The sequence below is a fragment of the Lysobacter sp. Root916 genome (genome assembly GCF_001429785.1).
Taxonomy (GTDB): Bacteria; Pseudomonadota; Gammaproteobacteria; order Xanthomonadales; family Xanthomonadaceae; genus Lysobacter.
The window spans coordinates 658,542-679,778 of record NZ_LMJF01000001.1 but is presented as its reverse complement, the minus strand read 5'-3'; the positions used below and the strand labels follow the sequence as shown (position 1 = coordinate 679,778).

Here is a 21,237-nt window from a genome sequence, read left to right as displayed (position 1 = left end):
CTGCAACGCCAGTCCTGCGCGTTTGCGGCAGCCATTACAGCGCGGAGAACTCCGCTTCCCATTTACCGTCATGCAGGCCGAGGATGCTGGCATCCGGCGCGAAGCACAGCACCGGCAAGTCCGGGGCGATGCGCATCAGGCGGCAATTGAACGGCGCCTCGCCCGATTTGTCCCAGTCGTTCTTGGCCGGCACGAAGGTGTAGGTCTCCCACACGCCGCTGAAGGCATTCATGTTCCAGCGGCTGGCCCAGCCGCGGTCGGCGCTGTCCATCTGCACGTCGTGGATGATGTAGGGCGGACGGCCGATCTGGGTCCAGGTGTCGCCGTGGTCGGAGGAGATATGGACCTTGGAGAAGGCGCCCTGGCTCCAAAGCGCGCTCACCACGCCGGTGGTCGGATCGATGCGATGGGAGGAAATGCGCGCGCCGGGGGTGATGGTCTTCCACTGCCCGCTGGCCAGATCCAGCCGTTGCAGGGCCGTACCGGCCAGGACGTAGTAGCGTCCGCCCGCCAACTGCCCGCGCGCGCCGAGCCAACCGGCCTGATCCTTGGGCGCCAGGACGAATTCCTTGGACAGGGCCAGGTCGGCGAGATCGTCGCTGCGCCCGGTGTAGACGCGCAAGCGCACCGAGGGCGTGCCTCTCGCGGCGGCCACCAGCCCGTTGCCTCGCGGGGCCTTGGAATCCTCGAACTTTTCGGTGGAGGTGACGATCCAGGTGCCGTCGGCGTGGTCGATGTCGATGATGGATTCCAGACGGCCCAGGGCCTTCAGCTCCGCCCAGGTCGCGCCGCCGTCGCGGCTGGCGCGCAGGTGGCCGTCGTCGCTGCCGGCGACCAGGCGACCATTCGCGTACTCCACCGCCAATATCTGGCGCAGCGTGTCCATGCCCAGGCTGCTCCATTGGCCATCCGGCGTGCGCTTACGCAACTGCCCAAGATCCGCGGGGAAGTACAGCGTGCCGTCGTCGAGCCTCGCAGGCTCGTCCTGCAGCGGCGGCGTAATGCCACGGAGCAGGCGCAGGAACTCCTTGGGGTCCTTGGCGGCGATCAGCGCGTCCTGTGTGGAGGGCTTGTTGACCTTGCGATCGTGAGCTAGCAGCAAGTCGGCGATCAAACCCAGGCCCGTGCTCTGCTGCTGGATCGTGATGGCCCCGGATACCGAAGTCATCGTGTACGGAACGGGGGTTGAGTCCTTCAGCACCGCCGCGATCGGCTTGATGGCTTCCGCTAGCGACCCCGCATGCTCCGGATGCGGCACCGGCACCACGACGAATTGGTACCCGCCCACATTCACCGGCATCAGGTCGCCCAGGTCCGTCACTCGCCCAGCCTGGACATCGAACTCCAGCCCGTCCGGCCAATCGGACGCAGGCTTGTCTGGCGGGCCGAATGCAGGCGTGATCGGCCACTTGAGCACACCCCAGAGTTTGATCTTGTACCGGCCTGCGGGCAGCCACTTCGCGAATGCATGCGCGGCGGGCAACGACGTCGCAGCCGCCGGCGTGTCGATCACCACATCCTTGCCACCCGCCACCGGAGCGACAGTGATCGCTTCGCCGCCGCCCTTCGGAAATGCGACATAGACATAACCGTGCGTGGGCGCCAACTCGGCCGGCACCTGCGGTTTCTCTTTGGCGGTTGCCGGCAGCGCCAGCATCAGGCCCATCGCAAACAATATGGCTCGCACTCGATCTCCCCCTGGACGAATCGCATTCATGCCGAGGGAGCCGAGCAGATGCGTCCCCCCGGCGCATCGAACACCGGCGCGCGTCAGCGCCGGCACTACGGGCGGGCGCGGCAAAGCTCCCGCGCCCACGCGACCTTACATATTGCGGCGGTACTCGCCACCCACGTCGTACAAGGCGTGGCTGATCTGACCCAGGCTATGGGTCTTGACCGCTTCCATCAGGCTGGCGAACACGTTCTTGCGCTCGCGCGCGGCGGCCTGCAGGCCCTTGAGACCGTCGGCGGCGTAGGCGTTGCGGCCGGTCTGGTAGGCCAGCACGTTGTCGATCTGCTGGCCCTTCTCGCCTTCGGTGGAGCGGATCAATTCGATCTCGGTGACGATGTCGCCGCCGTGGTCCTTGGGCAGGAAGGTGTTGACGCCGACCAGCGGCAGCGAGCCGTCGTGCTTCTTGTGTTCGTAGTACAGCGACTCTTCCTGGATCTTGCCGCGCTGGTACATGGTGTCCATGGCGCCGAGCACGCCGCCACGTTCGCTGATGGCCTCGAACTCCTTGTAGACGGCCTCTTCGACGATGTCGGTGAGGTAGTCGACGGCGAAGCTGCCCTGCCAGGGGTTCTCGTTGAAGTTCAGGCCCAGCTCTTTGTTGATGATCATCTGGATCGCCACGGCGCGGCGCACCGATTCCTCGGTGGGCGTGGTGATGGCCTCGTCGTAGGCGTTGGTGTGCAGGCTGTTGCAGTTGTCGAACAGCGCGTACAGGGCCTGCAGGGTGGTGCGGATGTCGTTGAACTGGATTTCCTGGGCGTGCAGCGAGCGGCCCGAGGTCTGGATGTGGTACTTCATCATCTGGCTGCGCGGATCGGCACCGTAGCGCTCGCGCATGGCGCGGGCCCAGATGCGGCGGGCGACGCGGCCGATCACGGTGTACTCCGGGTCCATGCCGTTGCTGAAGAAGAACGACAGGTTGGGCGCGAAGTCGTCGATCTTCATGCCGCGCGCGAGGTAGTACTCGACGATGGTGAAGCCGTTGCTCAGCGTGAAGGCGAGCTGGCTGATCGGGTTCGCGCCGGCTTCGGCGATGTGGTAGCCCGAGATCGACACCGAGTAGAAGTTGCGGACGTTCTTGTCGACGAAGTACTGCTGGATGTCGCCCATCATGCGCAGGGCGAACTCGGTGCTGAAGATGCAGGTGTTCTGGGCCTGATCTTCCTTGAGGATGTCGGCCTGGACAGTGCCGCGCACGGTGGCCAGGGTCCGGGTCTTGATGGCTTCGTAGGTCTCCGCATCGACGACCTGGTTGCCGGTGACGCCGAGCAGGCCCAGGCCGAGGCCGTCGTTGGTTTCCGGCAGCAGGCCGCCGTACTGCGGGCGCTGCTTGCCTTCGTACAGCTTTTCGATGGCGTCGTGGGCGGCGTCCCAGCGTGCGCCGTCCTCGCGCAGGTACTTCTCGACCTGCTGGTCGATGGCGGTGTTCATGAACATCGCCAGCAGCATCGGCGCGGGGCCGTTGATGGTCATCGACACCGAGGTGGTCGGGGCGCACAGGTCGAAGCCGGAGTACAGCTTCTTCATGTCGTCCAAGGACGCGATGTTGACGCCGGAGTTGCCGATCTTGCCGAAGATGTCCGGGCGCACGGCCGGGTCTTCGCCGTACAGGGTGACGCTGTCGAAGGCGGTGGACAGGCGCGCGGCCGGCTGGCCCACGGACAGGTAGTGGAAGCGGCGATTGGTGCGCTCGGGCGTGCCTTCGCCGGCGAACATGCGGATCGGGTCTTCGCCGGTGCGGCGGTAGGGATACACGCCACCGGTGTAGGGGTAGTAGCCCGGCAGGTTTTCCTTCTGCAGGAAGGTCAGCAGCTCGCCCCAGCTCTTGTAGGTGGGCGCGGCGATCTTGGGGATCTTCTGGTGGCTGAGCGAGTCGCGGTAGTTCTCGACGCGGATGGTCTTGTCGCGGACCTTGTACTCGTTGACCTCGTCGGTGATCGACTTCAGGCGCGCGGGCCAGTCGCGCAGCAGCTTGAGGGCTTCGGAGGTGAGCGACTGGACGGCGTCGTTGTAGCGCTGGCGCAGGGTCAGCAGGGTGCGGTCGACGGCAAGAGCGCCCTCATCCGCCCTGCGGGCACCTTCTCCCGCAGGCGGGAGAAGGGCATCGGCTGCGTAGAGATCCAATTGCTTGGGCAGGGCTTCGTCGCCCAGATCGTGCAGCGACTGCCAATACGACTGGGCGCGGTCGGCGATCTCCGCCTGCGTTTCGATCTGGCGGTTGATCGCCCTGCCCTGTTCGGCGATCTCGGCCAGGTAGCGCACGCGCGCGCCCGGGATCAGCACGGTGGCGCGCGGTTCCTTGAGGTCGGTGTTGACGTCCGGGGTCCAGCGCTGCGCCGGTAGCGACAGCTTCTCGCGCAGCAGGCGGCACAGGTTGGCGAACATCCAGCTGATGCCGGGGTCGTTGAACTGGCTGGCGATGGTCGGGTAGACCGGGATGTCTTCGTCCTTGGTGGTGAAGGCGACGCGGTTGCGCTTCCACTGCTTGCGCACGTCGCGCAGGGCGTCTTCGGCGCCGCGCTTGTCGAACTTGTTCAGCACGACCAGCTCGGCGTAGTCGAGCATGTCGATCTTTTCCAGCTGGCTGGGCGCGCCGAAGTCGCTGGTCATGACGTACATGGGGAAGTCGACCAGGTCGACGATCTCCGAGTCGCTCTGGCCGATGCCGGCGGTCTCGACGATGACCAGGTCGTAGCCCAGGCCCTTGAGGAAAGCGATGCAGTCCTTGAGCACGGCGTTGGTGGCCACGTGCTGGCGGCGGGTGGCCATGGAGCGCATGTAGACGCGCGGGCTGCGCAGCGAGTTCATGCGGATGCGGTCGCCGAGCAAGGCGCCGCCGGTGCGGCGACGGGTCGGGTCGACCGAGATCACCGCGATGCGCATCTCGGGGAAATTGGCCAGGAAGCGGTTGAGCAGTTCGTCGGTGACCGAGGACTTGCCGGCGCCGCCGGTGCCGGTGATGCCGACCACCGGGGTCTTGCCGCCGGACAGCTGCCATTGCTTGCGCAGGTGAGCGAGTTGGGTTTCGTCGAGCAGGCCCTCTTCGATCGCCGACAGGGTCTTGCCGATGGTGATCTCGTCGTCGATGGCGGCCGGCTTGTCGGGCGCGGTATCGGCGATGCGGCCTTCGTTGGCGCGCCGGATCACGTCCTCGATCATCGCCACCAGCCCCATATGCATGCCGTCGTTGGGGTGGTAGATGCGCTCCACCCCGTAGGCCTGCAGCTCGCGGATTTCCTCGGGCGTGATGGTGCCGCCGCCGCCGCCGAACACGCGGATGTGGCCGGCGCCGCGCTCCTTGAGCATGTCGACCATGTACTTGAAGTACTCGACGTGGCCGCCCTGGTAGCTGGACAGGGCGATGCCGTCGGCGTCTTCCTGCAGGGCGGCGCGCACCACGTCCTCGACCGAGCGGTTATGGCCCAGATGGACCACTTCCGCGCCCTGCCCCTGGATCAGGCGCCGCATGATGTTGATCGCGGCGTCGTGGCCGTCGAACAGGCTGGCGGCGGTGACGAAGCGCAACGGGGTGGCGTCGGTCTGGGCGGCGGGGACTACGGCAACGGGAGTGCTCATGGCGCGCTCAATACGAAAAACGGATAGCGCGCATTGTAGCGCGCGGGGGTGGCGGGGCTGGAGGCCGGGGACGTGCGGGCGGGTATGGGGCGCGGGACGAGGCGGCCGCCCTTGAGCTTTCTGCCTTCTGTGGGAGCGGCGTGAGCCGCGATTCGCCACCGCACACGCCGGCGCCACGTGGCGATTGGCTGCGACACCGCACACCGATCGCGGCTCACGCCGCTCCCACAGAGAGCTGGAGCCCGCGCCACAGCCAGAGCCGTTCACGCGCAGCGAGCTGGGCTTCAGCTAGCTGGCGTTGCACTGAACCGCGGCACGGGCCGCGTCAACACCGCGCGCGACGCGGGCGTTGTCTGGGCTGACGGCGGATGGCGCCGGTAGCGGAGCAGGAACATGACGATGCGTCCTTGGGTATTGGCGGCGGCGGTCGCGGTGGCCGCGCTGGGTACGGTGCACGCGCCGCCGGCGCAGGCGCGCGGCTATGTGGATGTGAGCGTGCGGGTGGCGCCGCCGCCGGTGCGTTACGAGCGGGTACGGGTGCGGCCGGGCTATGTGTGGGCGCCGGGCTATTGGCGCTGGACCGGGCGCCAGCACGTCTGGGTCGGCGGGCATTACGTGCGGGTGCGGCCGGGCTATGCCTATGTCGCGCCGCGCTGGTACCGGCACGGGCCGGGCTGGCGCTTCAACGACGGCCACTGGGCGCGGCGCTGAATCCGTCGCGGGCGTTGCGAAACCGTAACGCCCGCGACGTCTGCCCAGCGGCGTGCGCCTCGGTTACGCTCCGGCGATGACCGACGATCCCGAACTCACCCGCCTGCGGCTGGATGCCGAGCGCGGTTCGCCGCAAGCCCTGTACCACCTGGCGACCGCGCTGGTGGTGCGCCAGCGCCTGGACGAAGCCTGCATGCTGCACCGGCGCGCGGCCGAGGCCGGGCTGGCGAACGCGCAGATCGAGTACGCGCGCATGCTGATGTTCGGGGTGGGCACCGAACCCGACCCAGAACACGCGGTGGAATGGCTGCTGCGCGCGGAATCGGCGGGCAGCCCGATCGCGGGCTATTTCCTGGCCCTGATCGCCCTGGGCGGCAGGGCCCTGCCGCACGATGGGCGCAGCAACGAACGCCTGCTGGCGGCGATCCAGGCCGACTATCCGCCGGCCTTGCGCGCGGCCGCGATCCACTTCGGCCGGCGCGCCAACGAGCGCGACCAGACCCTGTGCCTGCAGTTGCTGGAACGCGGCGCGGGGCGCGGCGACGTGGTCGCCGCGCGATTGCTGGCCGAGCGCCTGGCGCGCGGCGAAGGCTGCCCGGCGCAACCGCGCGCGGCGCAGGAAATCCTGCAGCAGTTGGCCGCGCATGGGGTGACCCGTTTGCCGGCCAGTACGCCGCCGCAGCCGACGATGCGGGCGCAGATCGTGCCGGGCACGCTGGCCCTGGAGGAGGCGCTGCAACCCGTCGCGATCACCCCGCGCGCGTCGGCGCCGCGCGTGGCCACGGTCGACGGCCTGCTGTCGGCGGACGAATGCCGATTGCTGATTGCGACCGCGCAGCCTTCGCTGCAGCGTTCGCAAACCATCCATCCGGACACCGGCGCGCCGATGCCGCACGAGCAGCGCACCAGCAGCGACTCGGCGCTGGACCCTATCGTCGAGGACTTGGCGCTGCGCGTGGTGCAGCTGCGCATGGCGCACGCGGCCGGGGTGGCGCTGCCGCAGGCCGAGCACCTGACCGTGCTGCGCTACGCGCCCGGCGAGGAGTACCGCCCGCATCGCGACTACCGCCCGCCGGGCTCGCTGGAGCGCGACCGGCCCGAGGCGGGCAACCGGCTGCGCACGATCTGCGTCTACCTCAACGCGGTCGAGGCCGGCGGCGAGACCGAGTTCCCGGTCGCCGGGCTGCGGGTCGCACCGCTGCCGGGGCGCGCGGTGATCTTCGACAACCTGCACGCGGACGGGCGGCCGGATACGGATTCGCTGCACGCGGGTTTGCCGGTGCAGCGCGGGGAGAAATGGTTGGCGACGCTGTGGCTGCGCGAGCGGCCGTATCGGTTGTTTTGAGGGGCGGTTCGATATTCGGTATTCGGCAATGCCTGCGCGCGTACTGCTTTGGGGTAGGAGCGGCGTGAGCCGCGACAGGGTTCCCGAGCTGACGCCGTTGTTGCGATACCGCGATCGCGGCTTACGCCGCTCCCACATAAGGCAGGCGCTGCGTCCCGTAGCGAGACTGCCGCGCGCTTCTTGTGGGAGCGGCGTGAGCCGCGATTCGGTAGCCGCGGGGGCGTGGCGCCGGCACGTACGGTAGCGCGGTCGCGGCGTGTGCCGCTCCTACAGTGAGCGACCGCAAGGCGCTTCGGCTTTGGGGTAGGAGCGGCGTGAGCCGCGACGGGGTTCCCGAGCTGGCGCCGTTGTTGCGATGACGCGATCGCGGCTCACGCCGCTCCCACAGAAGGCAGGGCGCTGCGCCGAGGCAAGGACTGTCGCGGACTCCGTGACTGCCGCGCGCTTCTTGTGGGAGCGGCGTGAGCCGCGATTCGGTAGCTGCGGGGGCGTGGCGCCGGCGCGTGCGGTGGCGCGGTCGCGGCTTGCGCCGCTGCTACAGGGTGCGGTTGCGGAGGATGCTGCCGGAGTGGCCGGAGGCGCATTCATCTTCGCGCCGGACCGGGGCCGGTTCTGGCGGTTGGGCACGCATACGTAGCCGTATCCCCCGATTGCTTTAGACTGTCGCCCCTGCGGCGCCGGTAGTGCGGGCTCCGCGCAGGCGAATTCCTTCTTTTTCACCGACTTACCAGACATTCCTGGCGTTAAGCGCAACGCGCGATCCACGCCGTTTCGGAGCACCCGATGATTTTCGAAACCCTCGACACCTTCGGCCATGAGCAGGTCGTGTTCTGCCACAACAAGGACGCCGGCCTGAAGGCCATCATCGCGATCCACAACACGGTGCTGGGCCCGGCCCTGGGCGGCCTGCGCATGTGGCCGTACAAGACCGAGCAGGACGCGCTCAACGACGTGCTGCGTCTGAGCCGCGGCATGACCTACAAGAACGCGGTCGCGGGCCTGAACATCGGCGGCGGCAAGGCGGTGATCATCGGCGATCCGGCCGCCGACAAGTCCGAGGCGCTGTTCCGCGCGTTCGGCAAGTTCGTCGATTCGCTGGGCGGCCGCTACATCACCGCCGAGGACGTCGGCATCGACGTCAACGACATGGAATACGTCTACCGCGAGACCGAGTACGTCACCGGCGTGCACCAGGTCCACGGCGGTTCGGGCGACCCCTCGCCGTTCACCGCCTACGGCACCCTGCAGGGCCTGATGGCGGCGCTGAACAAGCGCTTCGGCGACGAGGAAGTGGGCAAGTACAGCTACGCCGTGCAGGGCCTGGGTCACGTCGGCATGGAGTTCGTGAAGCTGCTGAAGGAACGCGGCGCCAAGATCTTCGTCACCGACATCAACAAGGGCCTGATCGACAAGGCCGTGAGCGAGTACGGCGCCGAAGCGGTGGGTCTGGACGAGATCTACGACGTCAACGCCGACGTCTACTCGCCCTGCGCGCTGGGCGGCACCATCAACGAGCAGACCCTGCCCCGCCTGAAGGCCAAGATCATCTGCGGCGCGGCCAACAACCAGTTGGCCAACAACGCGATCGGCGACGAAGTGTCCAAGCGCGGCATCCTGTACGCGCCGGACTACGCGGTGAACGCGGGCGGCGTGATGAACGTGGCGCTGGAACTCGACGGCTACAACCGCGAGCGCGCCATGCGCATGATGCGCACGATCTACCACAACCTCGGCCGCATCTTCGAAATCGCCGAGCGCGACGCGATCCCGACCTACAAGGCCGCCGACCGCCTCGCCGAAGAGCGCATCGACGCGATCGGCAAGCTCAAGCTGCCGATGGGCCGCTCGGCTCCGAGCTTCCGGGGTCGAATCCGCGGCGGCCACTAAGCGATTCGACGACGACGGGGCCGCAAGGCCCCGTCGCTGCTTGGGCGCTACACACACAATTTGTGCAACCAGATCAGATCGACAGGAGTTCCGATGCGTCCGTTCCCCCTGGGTGAAGAGATCGATGCGCTGCGCGAGGCCGTGCGCCGCTTCGCCGAAGCCGAAATCGCACCGCGCGCCACGCAGATCGACCACGACAACGCCTTCCCGCAGGACCTGTGGCCCAAGCTGGGCGAGATGGGCCTGCTGGGCATGACCGTGCCGGGCGAGTACGGCGGCAGCGAGATGGGCTACCTGGCCCACCTGGTCGCGATGGAAGAGATTTCGCGCGCGTCCGGTTCGATCGGCCTGTCCTACGGCGCCCACTCCAACCTGTGCGTGTCCAATCTGTACGCCAACGCCAACGAGGCGCAGCGCCAGAAGTACCTGCCCAAGCTGTGCACGGGCGAGTGGAAGGGCGCGCTGGCGATGAGCGAGCCGGGCGCCGGTTCCGACGTGGTCGGCTCGATGAGCTGCCGCGCCGAACTCAAGGGCGAGGTCTGGGTCGCCAACGGCAACAAGATGTGGATCACCAACGGCCCCGAGGCCGACGTGCTGATCGTCTACATGCGCACCGCCGGCAAGGACAGCGGCAGCCGCTGCATGACCGCCTTCATCGTCGAGAAGGGCATGCCGGGCTTCAGCACCGCGCAGAAGCTGGACAAGCTGGGCATGCGCGGCTCCAACACCTGCGAGCTGGTGTTCGAGAACTGCGAGATCCCGGTCGCCAACGTGCTGGGCGAGGTCAACCAGGGCGTCAAGGTGCTGATGAGCGGTTTGAACACCGAGCGCCTGGTGCTCAGCGGCGGTCCGCTGGGCCTGATGCAGGCGGCGATGGACAGCGCCCTGCCCTACGTGCGCGAGCGCAAGCAGTTCGACGCGGCGATCGGCACCTTCGGCCTGATGCAGGGCAAGATCGCCGACATGTACACCGCGCTGCAGTCCAGCCGCGCCTTCGCCTATCAGGTCGCGCGCGATTTCGACGCCGGCCACAAGAGCCGCGTGGATGCGGCCTCGTGCCTGTTGCACGCGTCCGACAGCGCGGTGCAGGTGGCGCTGGAAGCGATCCAGACCCTGGGCGGCAACGGCTACATCAACGAGTACCCGACCGGCCGCATCCTGCGCGACGCCAAGCTGTACGCGATCGGCGCGGGCACCAACGAGATCCGCCGCATGTTGATCGGGCGCGAGTTGTTCGACGGCAAGTCGTGAGGTAGATCGCGCCCGCTTCGGGATGCCGGAGTGGGCGTGGGGTGCGGTGGCCGCGGCGGTGCGATTCGCTTGCCGCGGCTTCGATGCATTGCGCTGCCCGCTTTCCGTGGGAGCTGCTGTGTGTGGGAGCGGCGTCCTACTGGGATTTCCTTCGGCCATAAGGCGCGATCGCGGAAGCGTCGGAATCGCGGCGACAACCACACCTCAGCAATCGCAGCTTACGCCGCTCCCACAGGAAGCTGGGGGCGCATGGTTGCGCCGGAGTGTGTGGTTTCGCGGTCGCGGCTCACGCCGCTCCTACAGGGAGCGGCTGCGTAGGTGCTTGGCTTTGGGGTAGAAGCGGCGTGAGCCGCGACCCATCTCCGAGCTCGCGTCGTAGTCGAGGTAACGCGGTCGCGGCTTGCGCCGCTCCCGCCCCGAGTCCTCGGGCCAGCCCGGCGGGGCACCCGGACGCTGCCAAGGCCGGCGCATTTGGGCGCAGTCACCTTCGTGGGCGTTTCGTTGGCGTACACCAAGCTGAGCGGGATTGCGAAGATTTCGTTAGTCCGCTCTCAGCGGTCCCTGCGACGCAATCCACAGTTTTGATGCCCCGCTCAGCCCGTCCCGGGCCGGACTTCGACCCGCCCGAACCCGGCCCTTTCCGGCATTTGCGGCAGTGCAGCATCGGGTCGCATAATCGGAAAGTTCCGGCCGCCGCGCCGGCCGCACTATTTCGGAGTCCGCCATGAGCGACGTCGTCATCGTCGGTGCCAAGCGCACCGCCATCGGTTCCTTCCTCGGCCAATTCACCGGCGTCCCCACCCCGACCCTGGGCAGCGCCGCGATCTCGGCCGCGCTCGAGCAGGCCGGCGTGGCCGCCGACCAGGTCGACGAGGTGATCATGGGCTGCGTGCTGCCCGCCGGCCTCGGCCAGGCGCCGGCGCGCCAGGCCGCCCTGGGCGCCAACCTGCCGACCGCGGCGGGCTGTACCACCATCAACAAGGTCTGCGGTTCGGGCATGAAGGCGATCATGCTGGGCCACGACCTGATCAAGGCCGGCTCGGCCACGGTCGTGGTGGCCGGCGGCATGGAGTCGATGACCAATGCCCCGCACCTGCTGAATAACTCGCGCACCGGCATCCGCTACGGCAGCGCCGAGATGCTCGACCACATGGCCTGGGACGGCCTGACCAACCCCTACGACGGCAAGGCCATGGGCGTGTTCGGCGACGCCACCTGCGCCGAATACGGCTACGACCGCGCCGCGATCGACGCCTACTCCGAAGAAAGCGTGAAGCGCGCCCAGGCCGCGATCGCCAGCGGCGCCTTCAAGGACGAGATCGTCCCGGTCACCGTCAAGGGCCGCAAGGGCGATGTCGTGGTCGACAGCGACGAAGAGCCGGGCAAGATCGACGTCAGCAAGATCCCGGGCCTGCGCCCGGCGTTCGGCAAGGACGGCGTGCTCACCGCCGCCGCGTCCTCGAAGATTTCCGACGGCGCGGCCGCCACGGTGCTGATGTCGGCCGACCAGGCCGCCGCGCGCGGGCTCAAGCCGCTGGCCCGCATCGTCGCCCACGCCGGCCACGCCCAGGCCCCGGAATGGTTCACCACCGCTCCGGTGAAAGCGATTTCAAACGTGCTCGAGAAGGCCGGCTGGACGGTCGCCGATGTCGACCTGTTCGAGGTCAATGAAGCGTTTTCCGTGGTCGCCATGGCCCCCATGAAGGACCTTGGGATCCCGCACGAGAAGCTCAACGTCAACGGCGGCGCGGTGGCCCTGGGCCACCCGATCGGCGCCAGCGGCGCGCGTTTGGTGGTCACCCTGCTGAACGCCCTGCGCGCCCGCGGCGGCAAGCGCGGCGTGGCCTCGCTGTGCATCGGTGGCGGCGAAGCGACCGCGATCGCGGTCGAGCTCCTGTAAAAAGTTAAAAACGCGTTGTGCAAAAAAAACCGGCCAGCCGCTTGACACGCGTCACTGGCTTGTCATCATGTTATCGGCGCGCAACTGCGCGTTGCCTAACTAATCGACGAGGAAACCGAATCATGACTTTCAACAAGGCGCTGCTCGCCCTGGCTCTGGGCCTGGCCCTGGCCGCTTGCTCGAACCAGAAGCAGGCTGATGAAGCTGCTGCTGATGCCGCCGCTGCTTCGACCGAAGCCCAGGCCACCGCCGACGCCGCTGCCGCCACCGGCGACACCGCCGCTGCCGACGCTGCTCAGGCTGCTGCCGACACGGCCGCTACCGCTGCCGACGCCGCTGCCACCTCGGCCGACGCGACCGCCGCTGCCGCTACCCCGGCCGCTGCTGACGCCGCTGCCGACGCCGCTGGCAAGGCTGCTGACGCTGCCGCCGACGCCGCTTCGGCCGCGACCAACGCGACCGACGCTGCTAAGGAAGAGCCGAAGAAGTAATGCCCTCCTCGGTTCGCTAGAACCGATCGGGTACGCAAGTCAGGAAGAGCCGCCGGTTTACCGGCGGCTTTTCCGTAGCTGAAACAGTGGTCAGTGAACGATAGAACCGGCACAGCCCGGGTCGCTGCGCGCACTGGCGTTGCCTGATGTACGTCCGCGCTTACACAGATAATCCTTCAGACAACTCCTCCGGAGACAACCATGAACACCAAGCTCCACGTCCTCCTCGCCGTCGCCGTCCTGGCTCTGTCGGCTTGCACCAACAACACCGACGCTGCGAAGGACGAGGCCGCTCAGGCCGCGACCGCCGCCGAGCAGGCTGGCGACGCCGCCGCCCAGGCCGCTGACGCTGCCGGCACCGCCGTCGCCGAAGGCGCCGACGCCGCTGCTGCCGCCACCGGCGAAGCCGCTGCCGAAGCCGGCGCTGCCGTGAACAACGCTGCTGACGCCGCTGGCGCCGCTGCCGCGAACGCCGCTGCCGGCGCCGCCGCTGCGACCGCCGACGCCGCCAACGCCACCGCCGACGCCGCTCAGAAGGTCGCCGACAAGGCCGACGCTGCTGCGACCGAAGCGAAGGCCGAAGCGAAGAAGTAATTCGCTGCTAGCCCGCAACACCGAGAGGCCCGCGCAAGCGGGCCTTTCTTTTTGTGCCATGCGTATGCGCAGCCCCGCTCCGTACGCCGGCGCCCGGTCGCGCGCCGGCGAAAGCGTCATTGGCCGGCGCCTACGCTTTGTGGTTTGATGCCGCGTCTTTCGAACAGCCCGCATCGATGCCCGCGATCACCTCCCAGCTCGACCCGCGCTCGCAGGATTTCCGCGACAACGCGGCCTATCACCAGGCCCTGGTCGAGGAACTCGACGCCCGCCTCGCCCGCGCCGCCCACGGCGGCGGCGACAAGGCCCGCGACAAGCACACCGAACGCGGCAAGCTGCTCGCGCGCGACCGCATCGCCGCGCTGCTGGATCCGGGCTCGCCGTTCCTGGAGATCGCGCCGCTGGCCGCCGAGGGCATGTACGACGGCGCCGCGCCGGCCGCGGGCATGGTCGCCGGCATCGGCCGGGTCCAGGGCCAGGAAGTGGTGATCGTGGCCAACGACGCCACGGTCAAGGGCGGCACCTACTTCCCGATGACGGTGAAGAAGCACCTGCGCGCGCAGGAAGTGGCGCGCGAGAACCGCCTGCCCTGCATCTACCTGGTCGACTCCGGCGGCGCCTTCCTGCCGCTGCAGGACGAGGTGTTTCCGGACAAGGAGCACTTCGGCCGCATCTTCTACAACCAGGCCCGGCTGAGCGCGGAAAACATCCCGCAGATCGCCGTGGTCATGGGCAGCTGCACCGCCGGCGGCGCCTACGTGCCGGCGATGTGCGACGAGTCGATCATCGTCAAGGAACAGGGCACGATCTTTCTGGGCGGCCCGCCGCTGGTGAAAGCCGCGACCGGCGAAGTCGTCGACGCCGAGGCCTTGGGCGGCGCCGAGGTCCACACCAGCGTGTCCGGCGTGGCCGACCACTTCGCCCAGGACGACCGCCACGCGCTGCAGATCGCGCGCGAGATCGTCGGCAACCTCAACCGCCGCAAGACCCTGCCGGTGGCCGTGCAGCCCGCGCGCGAGCCGCTGTACGCGGCGCAGGAGCTGTACGGCATCGTACCCAAGGACACCCGCCGCCCGTTCGACATCCGCGAGGTGATCGCGCGCATCGTCGACGGCAGCGACCTGCACGAGTTCAAGGCGCGCTACGCCAAGACCCTGGTCACCGGCTTCGCCCATGTCCACGGCTACCCGGTCGGCATCGTCGCCAACAACGGCATCCTGTTCGCCGAGAGCGCGCTCAAGGGCGCGCACTTCATCGAGCTGTGCAACCAGCGCGGCATCCCGCTGGTGTTCCTGCAGAACATCACCGGCTTCATGGTCGGCAAGAAGTACGAGAACGCGGGCATCGCCAAGGACGGGGCCAAGATGGTCACCGCGGTGGCCTGCTCGCACGTGCCCAAGTTCACGGTGGTGATCGGCGGCAGCTTCGGCGCCGGCAACTACGCCATGTGCGGCCGCGCCTATGGGGCGCGCTTCCTGTGGATGTGGCCGAACGCGCGCATCAGCGTGATGGGCGGCGAACAGGCCGCCTCGGTGCTGGCCACGGTGCGCCGCGACGGCATCGAGGCCGCCGGCAAGGTGTGGACGCCGGACGAGGAAGAAGCCTTCAAGGCGCCGATCCGCGAGCAGTACGAATCGCAGGGCAACCCCTACTACGCCAGCGCGCGCCTGTGGGACGACGGCATCATCGACCCGGCCGACACCCGGCGCGTGCTCGGCCTGGGCCTGTCGGCCAGCCTCAACGCGCCGATCGAGGACCGCACGCGCTTCGGCGTGTTCCGGATGTAAGCCGTAGGGCCGAGGGGATACTCCGGCGGCGCCTGCGCGCGCCGTCCGCTCTCCGTGCGCCCTGCCCGCCTCCGCACGGCGAGCCACCGCCTTGCCGCAGAACCGCCCGGCCGCGCCCGCGCGCGCCGCCGAGCCGCCCCGCGGCAGGGTATCTTCCCGAGCTGCGCGCAGATGCGCCGCCGTGGGCGTCCGCGCCCGACGAACGCGACGTCCACGCACTGCCTCATTCCGACCCATCCACGCACATCCCTGACCATGATCGTCGGCATCGACCTCGGCACCACCCATTCCCTGATCGGCAGCTATGGTCCGGACGGCCCGCGCCTGATCCCGAACGCCCTCGGCGAGCTGCTGACGCCGTCGGTGGTCAGCGTGGACGACGACGGCGCCATCATCGTCGGCCGCGCTGCGCAGGAGCGCATGGTCTCGCACCCGCAGCGCAGCGTCGGCGCGTTCAAGCGCTGGATGGGCACCGACCGGCGCACCGCGCTGGGCAAGCACGCATTCCGGCCCGAAGAACTGTCGGCGTTGATCCTGAAGTCGCTGCTGGCCGACGCCGAGGCCCAGCTGGGCCGCAAGATCGAGGAGGCGGTGATCAGCGTGCCGGCTTACTTCTCCGACAGCCAGCGCAAGGCCACGCGCATCGCCGGCGAGCTGGCCGGAATCCGGGTCGAACGCCTGATCAACGAACCCACCGCGGCCGCGCTGGCCTACGGCCTGCAGCAGCGCAGCGAGGGCCGCTACCTGGTGTTCGACCTCGGCGGCGGCACCTTCGACGTCTCGATCCTGGAAATGTACGACGGGGTGATGGAGGTCCACGCCAGCGCCGGCGACAACTTCCTCGGCGGCGAGGACTTCTCGCGCTGCATGCGCGATGCCTTCCTGCGCGACAACGAACTGAATCTGGACAGTCTGTCCCTGGCCGAACTGGCGCAGTTGGAGCGCCGCCTGGAGCTGGCCAAGCGCGAGCTGGCGCACGGCCAGCCGGCCGAGGTCGAGCTGGTGTTGCACGGCCAGCCGCGGCGCTGGCGCATGGACGAGCACGCCTTCGCCCAGCTCTGCGACCCGTTGGTGCAGCGCCTGCGCGCGCCGCTGGAGCGCGCCATGCGCGACGCCAAGCTGCGTCCGGACCAGCTCGACGAGATCGTGCTGGTCGGCGGCGCCTCGCGCATGCCGCTGGCCGCGCGCCTGGTCTCGCGCATGTTCGGGCGCCTGCCGCTGCGCCACGTCAATCCCGACGAAGCGATCGCGATGGGCGCCTGCGTGGCGGCTGGCATGAAGGCACGCGACGAATCGCTGGAGGAGATCATCCTCACCGACGTCTGCCCGCACACCCTGGGCGTGAACACCTCCGAGGAAACCGGCAACGGCCAGCTCGCCAACGGCATCTTCTCGCCGATCATCCACCGCAACAGCACGGTGCCGGTGAGCCGGGTCGAGCGCTACTACCCGTTGCGCGACGGCCAGCGCCAGGTCGAGTTCGAGATCTACCAGGGCGAAAGCCCGCGGGTGGAAAACAACGTGCGCCTGGGCAGCGTCGCGATCGACATTCCGCCCAAGCGCCGCAACGAGAACCCGGTCGACATCCGCTTCACCTACGACATCAATGGGCTGTTGCAGGTCGAAGCCACCGCGTTGTCGACCGGCCTGACCCGTGAAGTGGTGTTGGAAAAGAACCCTGGTGTGCTCAGCCCCGACGAGATCCGCGCGCGCCTGGCGGTGCTGGAGGCGCTGAAGGTGCACCCGCGCGACCAGCAGGAGAACATCGCCCTGATCGCGCGCGCCGAGCGCTTGTACGAGGAGCTGCTATGGGCGCGCGAGCAATTGCAGAGCGCGCTGGTGCAATTTCGCGGCGTGCTCGACGGCCAGGATGTACGCGTCATCGCCGATCACCGCGGCCAGCTAAGCGTGTTCCTGGATCAGATCGAGGCCCAGGGCCACGCATGAATCCGTTCGAAGTGCTGGGGATCGACGAGCAGGCCGACGCGCGAGAGATCAAGCGGGCCTACGCGGCCGCTGTGCGCGTGACGCGCCCCGATCAGGACCCGGAACAGTTCCAACGGGTGAACGAAGCCTACCGGGCCGCGCTGGAACTGCAGCAGCAGCGCGGCGACGTACGCGGCGCGCATGCGCTGCCCGTCGGCGCGGTGCGCACGGGCTGGAGCAGCGGCCCGATCTCGATCGACCCGACCCAGGCGTCGCCGGCCGCCACGACGGCGACGCTGGCCGAATCGGTGTCGCTCGCTCAGATGGTGGTCGCGGTGTTGGATGCAGCGTCGACGCAGCCCGCAGCGACGTTCGCGCAATGGTTGCAGCGATACACGCCGCTGTACTCCCTGCAGCGTAAAACCGACGTCGCGATCGCCCTGGTCCGAAAGCTGGTCCTGCAAGCCGACTCGGCGCTGTCGCCCGCCGCTCTGGATGCGATCGCGGACTTCTTCGACCTCGGCAGCGTCGGGAATTATCCGGCGCCGGTGCAGTCCGCCTTCCAATCGCTGCGTCTGTTCGCGCACTTCGATTACGAGCGCTTCCAGGCCGAGCTGATCGCGCAATCCCGGGATCAATCGCTGTACCGAGTACATGCCTGGCTGCGTTCGCAGCATGCCTTGAACGACCGTGGCGTCAGGGACTACGTCGGCCAGCGCCTGCACGTTTGGTTATGGCTCGACGATACCCCTTACCTCTCCTCGCCGATCCTGGATCTGCTCGGTTCCTTGTTCGGCTATGAAGACTCCGCGCAGTTACAAGCACGCAGTACGGCGCGTTGGAGCATCGAGAGCGAAAACACCGGGCACCTGGGCGAAAATGCCAAATGGCCGATTCGCCAACTCAAGCGCCGCTTCGGCCTGCCGCGCGCGCTCGCGATCGCCGTGATACCGGAGTGGTCGCGCCGGGTCGCGCGACTGGCCCATCGTCTGAGTCAACGTTATGGTGAACGGCCATCGCAATTGAATGCCGCTCAGTGCGAATTCTTCCTTCAAGTCGCGCGCAAGAGCTATTTCGGTCGCTGGCGTTGGGTCGTCGCCGCTTTGCGCGCGATCGTGCCGGCCCTGGGCGTCCTACTGTTGGGTAGGCTGTTGCTCGGCGAATATCCGCTGGACGCCGGTCTTTGGTTCCTTAGCATCGGCGCGATCGTAGGCGCGACGACGATAGGTTTCGACGCCATCAACGCCTGGCGCGACCGCCGCCAGGCGGCGCGGCAGGCGGCCGCAGCGCCGACACCGGCACGCTGAGCGGCCACCGATATGCACGTCGACCCGTTCGCCGCACTGGGCTTGGATCGCGACGCCGACGAACGCGCGATCAAGCGCGCGTATGCGCAGCGCCTGCGCACGACCCGGCCAGATGAAGACCCGGTCGGCTTCCAGCGCCTCAACGAGGCGTACCAACGCTGTCTGGCGTTCGCAACGGCGTCGTTGGAATGCGAAGACGAAGACAACGACGAGGAATTCGTCGAAGAGCCCACCGTCGACGCCAGCGTCTTCACCGCCACACTGAGCCACGACGCGCTTCTGGCCGCCACCGGCGAGCCGCCTGCGCAACCGCAGACGGACCATGAACCCGGGGACTCGGACCGCTTCGACGCGCAGGCCTTCCTCGCCGAATTGGTGCTACGCACGCGGCAAGACTCCGCGCGCAGCCTGGAGCGCTGGTTGCGCGAATTGCCGGCGCTGTACGCGCTCGACCTCAAGGCGGCGCTACGCCTGCCGGTGGCGCTGGAGATGTCCCAGGCCGATCCGCCGCCGCGCGCCGCCAACGCGCGCGCCGTGGTGGCGTTCTTCGGCCTGGACACGGTATCGCCCAGCGACGGCTGGCTGTACGCGCAGGCGGCATATGTGCTGCGGCGCGCGCAAGCCGTGGAGGACTACGATTACGAGATCGCACGTCTACGCAGCGAGCACACGACCTCGGTCGATCGCCTCTTGGTGCGCGAGCTCGAAGGCCCGGCCCATTGGCTGCGACGCGCGTTCATCGCGCTGATCCCTGGCCTGCCATCGCGCACGCTGGCCTGGTGGCGTCATCTGTCCGACTTGGGCGCCGAACTCGCGGAAGAGCGCCTGGATCCAAAGGCGGTCGCGTTCTGGCAGGCCGCGACCGACCGCACGCGCCTAGATTGGCGCCGCGCGCTGATCGGGTGCGTGCGGGCCGCGTTGTACTGCATGTCGCTGGTAAGCCTGATCGCGATGTTGCGGGGCGACCGCGATTTCCTGGGCCTGGCCTTGCGCGAAAGCGGCATCGTCGCCGCGATCTGGTTGTTGTGGATATCGGGCGATGTCGGCGTGCGCAGGATGGCAGCGGCGATCGAACGGCGCACCCCTTGGGACGGGCCGTTGACGCTGGCGCTGCCCTGCCTGGCCGCAGCCCTGTCTCTGCAATCGGCGCAGCCGGAAGTCTCGATGCTGCTATCGGGCATGGCCTTGATCGGCTGGACCAGCGCACGCACGCCGGCAACGCGACGCGCGATGGTGCTCGCCGGCCTGTTCTGCGGCGTGGCCGTGCTGCCCACGCTGGGCACGACCGACCATCCCGCCATAGCGGTCGCAATGGGCGCTGCGATCCCGATCGCGACCGATGTCCTGTATGCGGCGCTGCGCCGCATCCCCCTGCGCGAAGTCCGCAGCCGCTCGGCCTGGTTGTGGCCGCTGTTTGGCCTGGCATTGGCCACGCTGATGGCGACTTCCATCTACGCGCCTTGAGTGCCTTGCGCGATGGGGCAGTCGCGCTCGCCCTATTCATCGTCCTGAAAAATTTCTGAACCATTCTGGCCTCGCATCGGATGCAACGCTGCGGCGCGAAGCATGCAAATCCGCGTTGTTGTTGGTCGTGCGCAATCGACGGCGAAACTGAATCCGCGATGTGCGTTTTCGCTATGCGGATTGGTGAGGCGCATCACATCGGTCGCGTTGTATCAGCGTGTTAGGCTCCAAAGCTCAACCTCGCTGTTACTCGTTCTTCACCCGAACGTTCCCCCGAACTAGAGGACGCCGCGTCATGGCCATTTTCAACCAGCCCAACCCGCCCAAGCGTGAGACGCTTCCGCCGCTGCAGCCGGAGACCGCACTCAAGCGCGAGCCGGACACGGCCAACGAGATCAACTTCGGCCAGGCTTCGACGCCGGCACCCGCGCCGTTCGCCAGCGCCGCGCCCGCGCCCTCGTATTCGGCCAAGCCGGTCGAGCGCGAAGGCGGCAAGGAATCGCTGATCGCGTCCGATCTGTCGATCGAAGGCAAGATCCAGGGCTCGGGCCATATCCGCATCGCCGGCCGATTCAAGGGCGACGTGCAGGTCGACGGCGATCTCACCATCGAAGTCGGCGCCAAGTTGAACGGCGGCGTGAGCGCGCGCAAGGTCGTGATCGCCGGCGAGCTCGAAGGCAACATCAATTCGGCGCAGCGCGTCGAACTGCTCGAAGGCGGCAGCATGGTCGGCGACGTCAAAGCCGGCGTGGTCACCGTCGCGCCGGGCTCGCGCATGCGCGGCCAGGTCGAGTTCGGTTTCGACGACAAGGACAGCAAGCCCGGCGGCGACAAGTCCGCCAAATCCGACAACGGCGGCAAATCGGAGAACGGCGCCGGCGCATGAACGCCGCACGCCCGGGCCTGCCCGGGGCGACGCGCACCTGTCCGCATTGCAAGACGACCATCCTCGACAGCGCCAACGTCTGCCCCGCCTGCAAGCACCATCTCAAGTTCGACCCGGACGCGCTGCAACAGGCGGCGGCGAAGTTTTCGCCGCTGCATGTCGAGGGCACGATCCACGCGCCCGCCGAGGGCGCGTGGGAGTACACCATGCTGCTGTCTATCCGCGACGAGGACGGCCACGAAATCACACGCCAAGTGGTCGGCGTGGGCGCCTTGTTTCCGGGCGAGCAACGCAGTTTCACCTTGGCCGTCGAGGCGGTCGCCGCGACCGGCTACAAGGCGGTCAAGCGCAAACGCTGATCCGCTATCGGGATCACGCTT

At 68.1% G+C, this 21,237-nt stretch carries 15 protein-coding genes; 13 read left to right on the top strand and 2 right to left on the bottom strand.

Features of this window, described 5'->3' with window-relative positions:
* Positions 1-34: 34 nt before the first annotated feature.
* Both ASE35_RS03185 and ASE35_RS03180 read right to left on the bottom strand, forming a co-directional pair.
* Positions 35-1,657 carry a hypothetical protein gene (locus tag ASE35_RS03185; protein WP_235569984.1) on the bottom strand — a complete coding sequence of 541 codons (1,623 nt, stop codon included), beginning with the start codon at positions 1,655-1,657 and terminating at the stop codon, positions 35-37.
* A 165-nt stretch (positions 1,658-1,822) separates the two neighbouring features.
* Positions 1,823-5,308 (bottom strand): methylmalonyl-CoA mutase family protein, encoded by a 3,486-nt coding sequence (locus ASE35_RS03180; RefSeq protein WP_057162935.1) that lies wholly within the window; start codon positions 5,306-5,308, stop codon positions 1,823-1,825.
* 393 nt (positions 5,309-5,701) lie between these two features.
* Here ASE35_RS03180 and ASE35_RS03175 point away from each other — a divergent pair, with 393 nt between their 5' ends.
* The 13 genes from ASE35_RS03175 (at position 5,702) to ASE35_RS03115 (ending at position 21,216) form a co-directional block, all read left to right on the top strand.
* Positions 5,702-6,019 carry a YXWGXW repeat-containing protein gene (locus tag ASE35_RS03175; RefSeq protein ID WP_057162934.1) on the top strand — a complete coding sequence of 106 codons (318 nt, stop codon included), beginning with the start codon at positions 5,702-5,704 and terminating at the stop codon, positions 6,017-6,019.
* Positions 6,020-6,095: 76 nt separating this feature from the next.
* On the top strand, positions 6,096-7,364 hold the full coding sequence (locus tag ASE35_RS03170; RefSeq protein WP_057161171.1) for a 2OG-Fe(II) oxygenase: 1,269 nt from the start codon (positions 6,096-6,098) through the stop codon (positions 7,362-7,364).
* A gap of 783 nt (positions 7,365-8,147) precedes the next feature.
* Complete coding sequence (locus ASE35_RS03165) at positions 8,148-9,251, top strand: Glu/Leu/Phe/Val dehydrogenase dimerization domain-containing protein (RefSeq protein WP_056173918.1); 1,104 nt, start codon at positions 8,148-8,150, stop codon at positions 9,249-9,251.
* A gap of 93 nt (positions 9,252-9,344) precedes the next feature.
* Positions 9,345-10,502: an isovaleryl-CoA dehydrogenase gene (locus tag ASE35_RS03160; RefSeq protein WP_057161173.1), complete on the top strand. Its 1,158-nt coding sequence runs from the start codon at positions 9,345-9,347 to the stop codon at positions 10,500-10,502.
* Between the two features lie 724 nt (positions 10,503-11,226).
* Positions 11,227-12,402 (top strand): acetyl-CoA C-acyltransferase, encoded by a 1,176-nt coding sequence (locus tag ASE35_RS03155; RefSeq protein ID WP_057162933.1) that lies wholly within the window; start codon positions 11,227-11,229, stop codon positions 12,400-12,402.
* 122 nt (positions 12,403-12,524) lie between these two features.
* Positions 12,525-12,893, top strand: coding sequence for a hypothetical protein (locus ASE35_RS03150; protein ID WP_057161175.1), 369 nt, complete (start codon positions 12,525-12,527; stop codon positions 12,891-12,893).
* A 201-nt stretch (positions 12,894-13,094) separates the two neighbouring features.
* On the top strand, positions 13,095-13,487 hold the full coding sequence (locus tag ASE35_RS03145) for a hypothetical protein (RefSeq protein ID WP_056173905.1): 393 nt from the start codon (positions 13,095-13,097) through the stop codon (positions 13,485-13,487).
* 176 nt (positions 13,488-13,663) lie between these two features.
* Positions 13,664-15,274 (top strand): carboxyl transferase domain-containing protein, encoded by a 1,611-nt coding sequence (locus ASE35_RS03140; protein ID WP_056173902.1) that lies wholly within the window; start codon positions 13,664-13,666, stop codon positions 15,272-15,274.
* A 255-nt stretch (positions 15,275-15,529) separates the two neighbouring features.
* A complete protein-coding gene (locus tag ASE35_RS03135) occupies positions 15,530-17,221 on the top strand; it encodes a molecular chaperone HscC (protein WP_056173899.1) in 1,692 nt (563 codons plus the stop codon).
* Positions 17,218-18,507, top strand: a complete 1,290-nt coding sequence (locus tag ASE35_RS03130) for a J domain-containing protein (protein WP_057162932.1) — start codon at positions 17,218-17,220, stop codon at positions 18,505-18,507. The genes ASE35_RS03135 and ASE35_RS03130 overlap by 4 nt, the downstream gene beginning before the upstream one ends.
* Before the next feature lie 12 nt (positions 18,508-18,519).
* Complete coding sequence (locus tag ASE35_RS21850; protein WP_057162931.1) at positions 18,520-19,971, top strand: J domain-containing protein; 1,452 nt, start codon at positions 18,520-18,522, stop codon at positions 19,969-19,971.
* A gap of 295 nt (positions 19,972-20,266) precedes the next feature.
* Positions 20,267-20,857, top strand: coding sequence for a polymer-forming cytoskeletal protein (locus tag ASE35_RS03120; RefSeq protein WP_057161179.1), 591 nt, complete (start codon positions 20,267-20,269; stop codon positions 20,855-20,857).
* On the top strand, positions 20,854-21,216 hold the full coding sequence (locus ASE35_RS03115) for a hypothetical protein (RefSeq protein ID WP_056173888.1): 363 nt from the start codon (positions 20,854-20,856) through the stop codon (positions 21,214-21,216). The genes ASE35_RS03120 and ASE35_RS03115 overlap by 4 nt, the downstream gene beginning before the upstream one ends.
* The last annotated feature ends 21 nt before the right edge of the window (positions 21,217-21,237 follow it).

Coding starts and splice junctions, on each gene's coding strand:
- ASE35_RS03120 (WP_057161179.1), top strand. CDS start 20,267: ATGGCCATTTTCAACCAGCCCAACCCGCCCAAGCGTGAGACGCTTCCG.
- ASE35_RS03115 (WP_056173888.1), top strand. CDS start 20,854: ATGAACGCCGCACGCCCGGGCCTGCCCGGGGCGACGCGCACCTGTCCG.
- ASE35_RS03135 (WP_056173899.1), top strand. CDS start 15,530: ATGATCGTCGGCATCGACCTCGGCACCACCCATTCCCTGATCGGCAGC.
- ASE35_RS21850 (WP_057162931.1), top strand. CDS start 18,520: ATGCACGTCGACCCGTTCGCCGCACTGGGCTTGGATCGCGACGCCGAC.
- ASE35_RS03185 (WP_235569984.1), bottom strand. CDS start 1,657: ATGCTGGCGCTGCCGGCAACCGCCAAAGAGAAACCGCAGGTGCCGGCC.
- ASE35_RS03180 (WP_057162935.1), bottom strand. CDS start 5,308: ATGAGCACTCCCGTTGCCGTAGTCCCCGCCGCCCAGACCGACGCCACC.
- ASE35_RS03165 (WP_056173918.1), top strand. CDS start 8,148: ATGATTTTCGAAACCCTCGACACCTTCGGCCATGAGCAGGTCGTGTTC.
- ASE35_RS03160 (WP_057161173.1), top strand. CDS start 9,345: ATGCGTCCGTTCCCCCTGGGTGAAGAGATCGATGCGCTGCGCGAGGCC.
- ASE35_RS03175 (WP_057162934.1), top strand. CDS start 5,702: ATGACGATGCGTCCTTGGGTATTGGCGGCGGCGGTCGCGGTGGCCGCG.
- ASE35_RS03145 (WP_056173905.1), top strand. CDS start 13,095: ATGAACACCAAGCTCCACGTCCTCCTCGCCGTCGCCGTCCTGGCTCTG.
- ASE35_RS03140 (WP_056173902.1), top strand. CDS start 13,664: ATGCCCGCGATCACCTCCCAGCTCGACCCGCGCTCGCAGGATTTCCGC.
- ASE35_RS03150 (WP_057161175.1), top strand. CDS start 12,525: ATGACTTTCAACAAGGCGCTGCTCGCCCTGGCTCTGGGCCTGGCCCTG.
- ASE35_RS03170 (WP_057161171.1), top strand. CDS start 6,096: ATGACCGACGATCCCGAACTCACCCGCCTGCGGCTGGATGCCGAGCGC.
- ASE35_RS03155 (WP_057162933.1), top strand. CDS start 11,227: ATGAGCGACGTCGTCATCGTCGGTGCCAAGCGCACCGCCATCGGTTCC.
- ASE35_RS03130 (WP_057162932.1), top strand. CDS start 17,218: ATGAATCCGTTCGAAGTGCTGGGGATCGACGAGCAGGCCGACGCGCGA.